We start from the raw sequence: 10445 nt of genomic DNA on the forward strand, positions 1-10445 counted from the left end.
ATTGCTTCCGTGGAACTGGCAGCAAGACACGCTGAACGCTCAAGCGGCATAACCCGCGGCCTCCACCGGAGGATTACCATCCATCAAACGGCGCCTCTCGGCGATCGTCTGGAATTGTTCCCGCCGCGGCACGCCGCCCTGCGCCGGCAGACGGAAGCGGTCTTCCCAAAGGATCTGATCGCCATGCTAGCGACGCTTACCCGCGGTTCGTTGCGCGGGCTTCGCGACCGGGCCATGCAGCTGTTCGGCTTTGCCGGCGGTCTGCGTCGCTCGGAGATCACCGGGCTCGACCTTGGCCGAGACCAGACAGACGATGGGCGCGGCGGGGTCGAGAGTTTCCACAACGGCGCGCCAGTGTCCTTGCGCGGCAAGACCGATTGGCGCGAGGTCGAGATCGGTCGCGGCCCGTCCGACACCACTCGCCCTGTCGCAGCGCTGGAGGCTTGGATAAATTTGCCCGGCTCGTCAAGAAGGAAGCACTCGCCGCCGGCGTGCGTGGCGATCTTTCCGAGGCAGAGCGCGGCCAGTCTTTTGCCGGTTATTCGCTGCGCGCCAGCCTTGCCTCCTTCGCTGAGAAGTCTGCACCATCGATAGAGCAGATTGGGCGCAACCCCATGACGCCGGGCGGCCGACGAAACTGTCTCGCCGGGCTCGAAACTCTCCTCGATAATCCGCGGCTTCTGCTCGGTTGTCCACCGTCGCCGGAGAACATCGCCGGTAATCACTTCAATACGTCGATACTCGTTAGACATAAGCCTGTCCTCAAGCCTGTGCTTGAGCCTTCCTGCCTATGCCGAGTGTCCGGTCGAAATTGGGGGCAGTTCAGCGCTCGAGGAGCGCCTCAAACGGACTGGGTTGCAAGCGAAGAAAGCAGCCTTAATCGAGGACATGGAAGCAATGCAGCCCCGCTTGAGCGCCCTGCCCGTCCTTGATCATCGAAGCCCCGATGACATCATCGGCTACGACGAAGATGGGCTCCCAACGTGATGGTGATCGATACCTCTGCAATCGTACGAGAGGGATGTTTCGGCCAGGCGGGCGGAGCCGATCTCGATCTTTGGCGGCATAAGACCGATATCGAGGTCGTGGCAGTGACGGCAGAGCATTCCGATCAAGCTCGCAGGGCCCGGCCGCGCTATGGCAAAGCTCGCCATCCCGCAAGCTTGACCTATGGGAACTACTTCTCCTATGCGCTGGCAACCTCGTCGGGTGAGCCACTGCTCTACAAAGGCAACGATTTCAAACAGACCGATATCGAGGCGGCATGACAGGACTCGGAACAAGATCCGTTCAAAATCCTGCGCCGCCTTTATCAACCAAAGACAGCTACGGCGGATTAAATGATGATGCCTCCCTCGTGGCTTCAGCGCATTTGACGCCCGACGGCAGCGTGGAAGACTTGTAGCAATTACAGTGCCGACGGCGCGCGCGACCACAGGATTTTCACGCTCTCCTTGTCGCGTCGGCTTTTTCGCACGGCCTGCCCCGTGGCGATGCGCTGCGACCAACAGGACTCGATTTCATGGAAATACAAGGGGGGGCCCGCTGGGGGCGAAATGACACGCTTCCATGACGGTCATGGGAGCGTAGTCCGTATGTCCTTTGGGCTGCCGCTGGAGAAACGAGCCCAACCCGTCAGAATCGAGTTGTCGCGCCGAGGGTGGCGCGACCTCGAACTCTGGAGGGATCATGCAGAAGAAAGCTCTCTACGTCGGCCTCGATGTTCACAAGGCCAGCATTTCCACTACTGTTGCCGAAGACGGTCGTGATAGTGCCGTTCGTTTCATCGGCGCTATTCCCAACACGCCGTTCGATATTGCAAAGCTGGCGAAGCGGTTATCGAAAGACGGAAGCCGGCTGGAGTTCTGCTATGAAGCTGGCGGCTGCGGCTATGGCATCTATCGGCAACTTCTGAGCCTCGGCCATAGTTGCATGGTCGTCGCTCCGAGCCTGATCCCGCGCAAGCCCGGAGAACGCATCAAAACCGATCGGCGCGATTCTGAGAAGTTGGCGCGCCAGCACCGCGCCGGCGACCTGACAAGTGTCTGGGTCCCCGATCCGGTGTATGAGGCAATCCGCGACCTTGTACGTGCCCACATGGACGCCGCTGCACAGCTCACACGGGCGCGGCAGCAATGCCTGGCCTTTCTTCTGCGTCATGGCCGAATTTACGGCCCCAACCGGAAGAATTGGACGCTGCGGCATCGGCGGTGGCTCGGTCTTCAGACCTTTGAACAGGCGCCCCACCAGATCGTCTTCCAGGATTACGTCGAGGCGGTATGGGCGGCGCAGGATCGCCGCGACCAGCTCGAGGCGCGGATTGCGGCCATGCTCCCGGATTGGTCGATGGCCCCTCTGGTCGAAGCGCTGCGCGCCATGCGTGGGCTCGACACCATATCGGCGGTGATCTTCCTGGCCTCCATCGGCGATCTCGCCCGGTTCGAAACGCCGCGCCAGCTTATGGCCTATCTGGGCCTGGTGCCATCAGAACAATCGAGCGGCACAAGCGTGTGGCGCGGCGGCACCACCAAGGCGGGCAGCAGTGAAGCACGCCGGATGCTGGTGGAGGCCGCCTGGAGCTACCGCTATCCGCCACGTCTGGCGTCGGAAAAGGTGCTGGTTGTCGAGCGGCAGGAAAAGCCCGTACGCGACATCGCCTGGAAGGCGCAGGTACGCTTGTGTGGGCTTTATCGCAAGCTCAGCGCGACCGGAAAGAAGCCGACTGTTGTTGTGACCGCCATTGCGCGCGAACTGTGTGGGTTCATCTGGGCGATCGGACAGGAAGTGGCGCCAGCGCCATCCTGATCCTACCGTCGCCCCGTTCGACCGGGGGCGGAGCGCAAGGTCAGGCAATCCTCGAGAATCCTATGGGCCGGCTTAACCCGACGCCCGTGCGTAGTGCGAGGCAGGCCGCGACGAAAAGCGTTCCTGCGGTATCCAACCCGCGCATGGGAGATTGATCGACCGTCGCCAGCGCGGCTCCGCCCTCGACCCAACGGCATTGTTACGACAACACAACCGCCACGCCCTTGGCATGGCGTCAGGTTTTTTGCATCTTCCCACTTGAAAAAGGACATGGGAGGATTTCGCCCTCTCTCGCGAACTCCCCCAAATGGGGGCTGTCCGCCGCAATCTGGAAGTTTCGACTTGCAATGACGTGCCATATGCCATGGCATAGCAAGCGTTCCGGTAGTTCAGATACAGGTTTCCGATGAGCCATTTCATTCTGCGAACCGAGGACTTCGATCCTCGTCACCGTGCTGCAAAATTCGAGAGCGTCGCTGCCAACATCTGTAAGCTGGCAATCGAGCCGGAGAACGAAAGCTACAGCTCCTCGACCACGATCGCCGTCCTGCCCGGCGCCGTGATCGCCGACACCGCCCATTCGCCCTGCCGCACGCGGCGTACCGTCGGGTTGGCGGCGGAAACCGGCGACAATATCCTGCTGCATGTGCCGGTGACGGGTGGTTTCACCATCCGGCAAGAGCGTGGGACCGAGGTCGAATGCAGGTCCGGCCAGATTTACCTCGACCCCAGCGAGGTACCGGGAGTGGCACAGTTTGTTCCTGAAACCAGCCGAGTGATTTATGTCTCAATCCCACGCGCAGCGCTGATGGCGGCAAGCCCAAGCTTCAACCCCTGCCTGCGGCAGGTGGTCGAGCTGACGCCGCAATGGCGGTTGCTTCTGGCGCATGCGCGGGCGCTGCACGCCGAGGCCGGAGTGTTGCCTCCCGAACAATTGCAGCATGGCGCCCTACATCTGCAGGACCTGCTGCTGTTCGCGCTTGGCGCCGACCGGGAGGCGGACCAAATCGCCCAGGGACGCGGTGTGCGAGTGGCGCGGTTGAAGGCGATCAAGGCGGATGTCGAGGCCAACCTCCCGCTGAACGAGCTTAACTCGGACTGGATCGCCGCACGCCACAGGATCTCCGCCCGCTACGTCCGCAGCCTTTTTGCGCAGGAGGGAACCTCCTTCCCTGACTATGTGGCGATGCGGCGGTTGATGCTGGTACGACGGCAATTGAGCGACCCGCGCCATAGCCGCCGCTCGATCAGCCAAGTCGCACTGAGTGCTGGTTTTGGCGATATCTCATGGTTCAATGCCCGTTTTCGGGCCACTTTTGGCATGACGCCATCCGAGATGCGCAGCCTATCGGAATACCGCTGACCCCGCATCGGCTTCCGCCGGCCCCAAGATCGGTCCGAACTTTTGTGCCACAGTCGAGCCGAACAAAGGGGAAGGACAAAGATGCGGAACATCTGGCTAATGGGTATGGCGATGATGGCGCTTGCTGGGGTGGCGCACGCGGAAATGCCGGCAACGATCATCGTCATGGACGGATCGGGATCGATGTGGGGGCAGATTGACGGGCGGCCAAAACTGGAAATAGCGCGCACGACCGTAGCGGACGTGCTGAAGACGATACCGGCCGGACAGCAATTGGGTCTGCTGGCCTATGGCCACCGTGAAAAAGGCAATTGCGGCGACATCGAACTGATGGTGCCACCCGCGTCCGGCACTGCTGCGCAGATTTCTACTGCGGTAAACACCATGCGCTTTCTGGGCAAAACACCACTGTCGGACGCTGTGCGTCAGGCGGCTGAGGCTCTGCGCTACCGCGAGGAAGCGGCGACGGTGGTTCTGGTCACCGATGGGCTGGAGACCTGCTCCGCAGACCCCTGCGCGCTGGCGGACGAGTTGGAGACGGCGGGATTGAACTTCACAGCCCACGTTATCGGCTTCGGCCTTTCGCAGGCCGAAGGCGCGCGGGTCGCCTGCTTGGCTGAAGGCACCGGAGGGCGATACTTCGAAGCGAAGGATGCAGCATCGCTGGCGAAGGCGCTGCAAGATAGCGTGACCGCGGCCCTTCCGGAAGCATCGAAGGGGTCGCGCAGTTATTTCCCTGGTGCTAGCATGATGACCGATATCACCCTTGTACCCACCGGCATGACCACCGGCGTGACCGAAGTCCATCCACCGGAATTCTCCTTCCCCAAGGATGGCACCATCGCCCAATGCGCCGCACTTTGCGAAGGCGAGGCGATGTGTTCGGCCTGGCGCTATGAGCCTGCGGGCAGCAATTTCGTCGAGGCAGCGCGCTGCTTCGGCTTTGGCGCGTCGAGCGAAATGGATTACAATGCGGATGCGCACGGGTCAGGCTGGGCCTCAGGCATCAAGGACGGCGTGCTGCAACTGGTGCGCCCCTATGTACCGGTTGAGATTCCGCCAGAAGCAACGCTCGACGCCCCGGCCACTGCCCCCATCGGCCAGGCGGTCGCCGTGGCTTGGACCGGGCCGGCGGTAGAACTCGACACCATTGAGATCGGCCTTCCCGGTGATGGCGAACGCTGGACCTGGGTCTACGTGGCGAATGGCAACCCGGCCAGCCTGCTGATGCCGGGCGAGCCGGGCGACTACGAAATTCGCTACAAGTTCCGGGACCATACGGTCATCGCCAAACGCCAGATCACCGTGACCGAGGGTGCGGTAAGTCTGACCGCCCCGCAACAGGTGCTTGCGGGCAGCGAGGTCGCAATCAACTGGTCTGGGCCGGATGCCGATTACGACAATATCCAGATCGCCAAGACAGGCAGTGACAGCTATGTCAGCTATGGCTACGTTCGTGGCAAAAATCCGCTTGTCCTGGCCATGCCGGAACAGCCCGGCAGCTATGAACTGCGCTACAAGCTGTCGGACAGCGAGGTAATCGCCACAAGGCCCATCGAAGTGCTACCTGCCGATGCGGTATTGCCCGAGGTGGTGCAGGCGCTACGGTCCGTGGTGATCGAGGCCGAAGGCGGCGGCGTGGGGCTCAACATCTCATGGTCTGCCGTACCGGTTCCCGGCCAGATGTTAGCGCGCGATGTCTGGGCGATGCCCGAAGGAGTTTCGGGGCCCGTCACAGCGGAATTCTTGCCCGGCCTTTACGACGTCACGGGCAATGCGGGCGACCATGTCTTCTCCGGCCGCATGGAGGTAACCCCTGGCGGTGAAAACCACTTCGTTGTCCCCCTCTCCCGCCAACATAGCCCAACGGGCGAGGATCAGGGCGCGCTGAAACCGATGGACCCGGTGCCCTTACGGATCAAGGGTGTCTACGAGGGGGCCTTCACCCAATGGGCTGCCTTTCCGCTCGATGGACAGGACAGCCTGGCGATCGAAAGCGGCGATCCCCGGCCTCGTGCCTGGGAAACCCGGCTTGACCGCGGCCATTGGCTGATCCGTGGTAGGCATGACGGGGCCACGGGGGCGACCTATCTGGCGGTGATTGAAGTGGCCACGTCCACCGAGGTCGTCATCGAACGTCCGACCTATTCTGCAGTGTCCAGCCTGTTCTGCCAGGGGCCTGCACTATGCCTCGTGCATGATCGTTCCAGCGGATTAAGTATCGCACTATCGCCGGGTTGGCGGATGGAACCTCCCATCCGCTATGAGACCGCCGCCGGGGTGGAGAGCGCGCGACCCTCGACCGTCTTCATGCCGCTGCGCGCCGGTGCAGAAAGCGTCATGGTGGCGCTGAACCCGCGGCAATGGGACGCCATGCTCGGCCCGTGCGAGCCGACGGCCGTAGGCCTGCTGTGCAGGCCCCAATTGATGGCGGCAGAGGATTTGCGCGTCTTCCGCATCCTTTCGGCAACGCTTGAATTGGCCGCCAAATAGGAAGACTCGGTCGACGAATGGCGGGGAGCGGCACTTTATGGCCTTAGTCAAGCACTGCAGGGATAATTCACCGCCGCAAAGCCAACCAGCTCGAGAGCTGATTGACATCAGCCTTGCCAACTCCTTCTTGAGGCCGCGCCAGGTTGGCACGACCACGCTCGCTCTGAATTTCGCCGAGCGCCGACCGTCGATCTCGACAAGCTATAGGGCAGTGGCTGCTTCCCGGACGGCTTTCTCGCCGCGAACGAAGTTAGCACCAGCCAACGATGGCGAGCCAACTTCGTCCGTACCTACCTGGAGCGCGATATCCCGATGATGAGGCGGTGTATTGCGGCAGATAGGCCTTTCCAATGCAGGCGGCTTCGCCCAGGACCTCCAGCGCAGCAGACCAGATGAGATATTTCCGAAACGAGTGTTATTCTGATACTATGGCCGACGACGCTGCGGTCCTCTCTGTTATCATCCTGTCACGGCGCCTTGACTTGCAGGGCTGGCGAGGGCAGCAAACTTCGCCAACACACCGCGCACGTAGCGAGGCGAGGGTTGACGCCACTGGCTTCGCCGCCTTTTTATCTCTTCTGCGGAAACGTCGAGTTGAAGCAGGCAGCGCCCGGCATCAATCGTAATACTGTCACCTTCCTCGACCAAAGCGATCGTCCCGCCAACGAATGCTTCAGGCGTGACATGCCCGACAAGCATGCCCCACGATCCACCGGAAAAGCGTCCGTCGGTGATCAGACCGACCTTGTCACCGAGCCCACGCCCGACAATAGCCGATGTTGGCGCCAGCATCTCGGGCATTCCGGGACCACCCTTTGGCCCGAGATAGCGCAGCACGAGCACGTCGCCCGGCTGGATAGAGCCTGACAGAATGGCATCCAGCGCCGATTGCTCATCGTTAAATACGCGCGCCGGGCCAGTGATAGAAGTCGATTTTAGGCCGGTGATCTTCGCGACGGCCCCGCCCTCCGCCAGATTGCCGCGCAAAACCGCCAGATGGCCTTGGTGATAGAGCGGAGCAGCGACAGGCCGTATCACGTCCTGACCGGTGGGCGGATGATCGGGAACTCCCTCAAGCTCCTCCGCGATCGTCCGGCCAGTGATAGTCAGGCAGTTTGGATTAAGTAGCCCTGCATTGAGCAGCAACTTCAGCACCTGAGGAACGCCGCCTTGCCGGTGTAGGTCGACTGCCATGTAGCGGCCGGAGGGTTTGAGATCACAAATGACCGGAACCTTACTGCGCACGCGCTCGAAATCTTCAAGCGTCCATTCGACCTCCGCTGCGTGGCAGATCGCCAGATAGTGAAGCACCGCATTAGTGGAACCACCGGTCGCCATCACCAGCGTGATGGCGTTCTCAACGCTCTGTCTGGTGATGACGTCGCGCGGTTTGATGCCTTTCCTGACCGCTTCAACCAGAACGGTTGCCGAGGCGGCAGCGGAGTCCAGCTTCTCCTGATCGGGGTTGGCCATCAGCGAAGAGCCAAGCAACGACATACCCAGCGCTTCGAAGGACGAGCTCATTGTGTTGGCAGTATACATGCCTCCACAGGCACCCGTGGTCGGACATGCGTGCCGTTCGATGCCCGCGAAATCTTCCTCGCTCATGTGGCCAGCCTTAATAGCGCCGACGGCCTCAAACGCAGAGATGACCGATAGATCCTCGCCCTTCCAGTTTCCGGGTTTGATGGTGCCGCCATAGACATAGATCGCCGGAACGTTCGCCCGAGCAATACCTATCATACCTCCGGGCTTGTTCTTATCGCAGCCGCCGATGACAAGAACACCGTCCATCCATTGCCCTTGGACCGTTGTTTCCACGCAGTCGGCGATTACCTCGCGCGAGATAAGGGAGTACTTCATCCCCTCGGTTCCCATCGACATGCCATCAGAAATGGTCGGAACACCAAACATCTGAGGATTGGCGCCTGCTGCCCTGACCGCGGCTGCGGCGGCATCCGCAAGCGGCTGAAGACCTGCGTTGCATGGCGTGATCGTTGAGTGGCCGTTGGCAATACCGATCATGGGCTTGTCGAAGTCCTCGCTTCGATAACCGAGCGCGCGGAACATCGCCCGATTGGGAGAACGTTCCACACCTTTGGTGATGGCGTTCGATCGTAGTTTGTGCGGCACTAGATGCCCTCCCCTAGTTAGCTGATAAGAGGACAGCATAAGCGAGCGCCGAATAATTCTGAAAATCTATTTATCATATGATATATAGTCGAATCTCATATCAATGAGGTCGCCATGGATTTGCGCCAGCTTCGCCATTTCGTCGCCGTGGCCGAGGAACTTCATTTCGGCAAGGCCGCCGAGCGCCTACACATGACGCAGCCCCCACTTAGCCAGAGTATTCAGGCGCTGGAGGCTGACCTCGGTGTGCAGTTGTTCTTCCGCACCAAGCGAACGGTGCGATTAACGCCGATTGGAAAGCATTGGCTACCCCATGCGAGGCGCGTTGTGGATGAGGCGGCAACGCTTCCGGAGTTGGCCCGTCGCCTGTCTCGAGGTGAAGTCGGCACACTGCGCATCGCGTTCGTCAGTTTCGTTGGCTACAGCTTCCTTCCGAGGCTGGTCAGTCGATTCAAACAATCGTTCCCGGAAGTGGAGATTTTGCTGAGTGAGGCAACCAGCAACGTACAAATTGACAGCTTGCTTGCAGGAGACATCGATATCGGCTTGATGATTCCGCCATCGAACCGGGCTATGCCGGCGCCCCTCAGCTATATGCCGATCACCTCCGAAGAACTTGTTGTAGCGATGCCATCCCGGTGGATAAAGAGCCGCAATGCCGAGCACCAGAGCGGCACAATCTCATTCGAAGACTTCAAAGAAAAACCGCTCGTTCTGTTTCCCCGAGCAGGAGCACCCGTTCTTCATGATCTCGTCACCCGCTTCTATGCTAATTATGGTGCGCACCCCGTGATTAGCCAGCACGCCATGCAGATGCAGACGATGATCAATCTGGTAGCCGAGGGAATGGGATTGGCGTTCGTGCCGAGTTGCATGCGTAGCCTTTCACCGGCTGGCGTCTCCTACTTAAGGCTGCAGGAGGCTGCCCCTACGATCGAGGTCGGACTGAGCTGGCAACCCGACGAAGCCTCCCAAGTCGTCAAGAAATTTGTCGCACTCGTCAAAGACGAAATTGCCAGCCGCTCTGCCGCGTCCTCGCTCTGAAGGCAACAGCGGCCCGATCACCGCCCGCTCCTCATTCATCAGGCCTATTCGCTCGCCTAAAGCAGCCTCTAAACGGAAGCATTGAATCAAGAACCGATTCCACTCGGGCAATCCCAACTGGATGTGCCGGCCGCTGACGCCGTTCGGCAACAAGCCCCCCCGCGCGGCTTGCCTTGGAACGTACCTACGAAGGCACTGACCTTGCCCCACGCCAACCGATCCTGCCAACGGGTAACGGCTTGCCCTCACGAAGGTTTGATGGGCCATCGCCGCGCTTTACTTGGGACGGAGGTGGCCTGCTGGCCCGCCTCTCGCCCGTGAAACCGGAGGGCGAACGCGTCATGGACGCATGCTCCCTCATCAAACCCATACAACGCGCCATCAAGCATCTCAAAACTTTGCACATAAGCGACAAGCAGACCCCATCTGGCGAAGCAGCTTAGCGGTCGAGTATCAGTAGCGGACACGATGATCTGCTGTGAGCTTCTATGTCTGCGCCTAGCTCTGGAACTAGGGTCCGGACTCACTAGCCGCCTTAATGCATAGCACCGGACGTTTTGGCGACGAGAGGCAGGCTTTTGCTGGCTGCGCGACACCGCAGGCAAGT

Annotated in this window: 5 protein-coding genes and 4 pseudogenes; 7 read left to right on the forward strand and 2 right to left on the reverse strand. The window is 60.7% G+C overall.

Going from position 1 to position 10445, the window contains the following annotated elements; translation table 11 throughout:
• Positions 1-79: 79 nt before the first annotated feature.
• Positions 80-575 (forward strand): annotated as a pseudogene (locus EXZ48_RS33300) (integrase); the annotation flags it as partial.
• Here EXZ48_RS33300 and EXZ48_RS33305 read toward each other — a convergent pair.
• Positions 555-752 (reverse strand): annotated as a pseudogene (locus tag EXZ48_RS33305) (transposase); the annotation flags it as partial. The pseudogenes EXZ48_RS33300 and EXZ48_RS33305 overlap by 21 nt on opposite strands.
• A 70-nt stretch (positions 753-822) precedes the next feature.
• On the opposite strand from EXZ48_RS33305, the pseudogene EXZ48_RS35865 reads away from it, so the two are divergent.
• The 5 genes and pseudogenes from EXZ48_RS35865 to EXZ48_RS33335 form a co-directional block, all read left to right on the forward strand.
• Positions 823-987: pseudogene (locus tag EXZ48_RS35865) on the forward strand (type II toxin-antitoxin system VapB family antitoxin); the annotation flags it as partial.
• A 14-nt stretch (positions 988-1001) separates the two neighbouring features.
• Positions 1002-1268, forward strand: a pseudogene (locus EXZ48_RS33315) (type II toxin-antitoxin system VapC family toxin); the annotation flags it as partial.
• A gap of 421 nt (positions 1269-1689) precedes the next feature.
• Positions 1690-2805 (forward strand): IS110 family transposase, encoded by a 1116-nt coding sequence (locus tag EXZ48_RS33325; protein ID WP_130521302.1) that lies wholly within the window; start codon positions 1690-1692, stop codon positions 2803-2805.
• A gap of 406 nt (positions 2806-3211) precedes the next feature.
• A complete protein-coding gene (locus EXZ48_RS33330) occupies positions 3212-4168 on the forward strand; it encodes an AraC family transcriptional regulator (protein ID WP_024271622.1) in 957 nt (318 codons plus the stop codon).
• 81 nt (positions 4169-4249) lie between these two features.
• Positions 4250-6661, forward strand: a complete 2412-nt coding sequence (locus tag EXZ48_RS33335) for a VWA domain-containing protein (RefSeq protein WP_082342923.1) — start codon at positions 4250-4252, stop codon at positions 6659-6661.
• A 459-nt stretch (positions 6662-7120) separates the two neighbouring features.
• Here the strand turns inward: EXZ48_RS33335 and ilvD are convergent, their stop codons facing one another.
• Positions 7121-8794 (reverse strand): dihydroxy-acid dehydratase, encoded by a 1674-nt coding sequence (ilvD, locus tag EXZ48_RS33345; protein ID WP_050746950.1) that lies wholly within the window; start codon positions 8792-8794, stop codon positions 7121-7123.
• Positions 8795-8908: 114 nt separating this feature from the next.
• On the opposite strand from ilvD, the gene EXZ48_RS33350 reads away from it, so the two are divergent.
• The gene (locus tag EXZ48_RS33350; RefSeq protein ID WP_050746943.1) at positions 8909-9838 is read left to right on the forward strand and encodes a LysR substrate-binding domain-containing protein; all 930 of its coding nucleotides are present in this window, start codon (positions 8909-8911) and stop codon (positions 9836-9838) included.
• Positions 9839-10445: the final 607 nt, after the last annotated feature.

This window comes from Shinella sp. JR1-6 (assembly GCF_004284735.1).
In the GTDB taxonomy this organism is placed as follows: Bacteria; Pseudomonadota; Alphaproteobacteria; order Rhizobiales; family Rhizobiaceae; genus Shinella.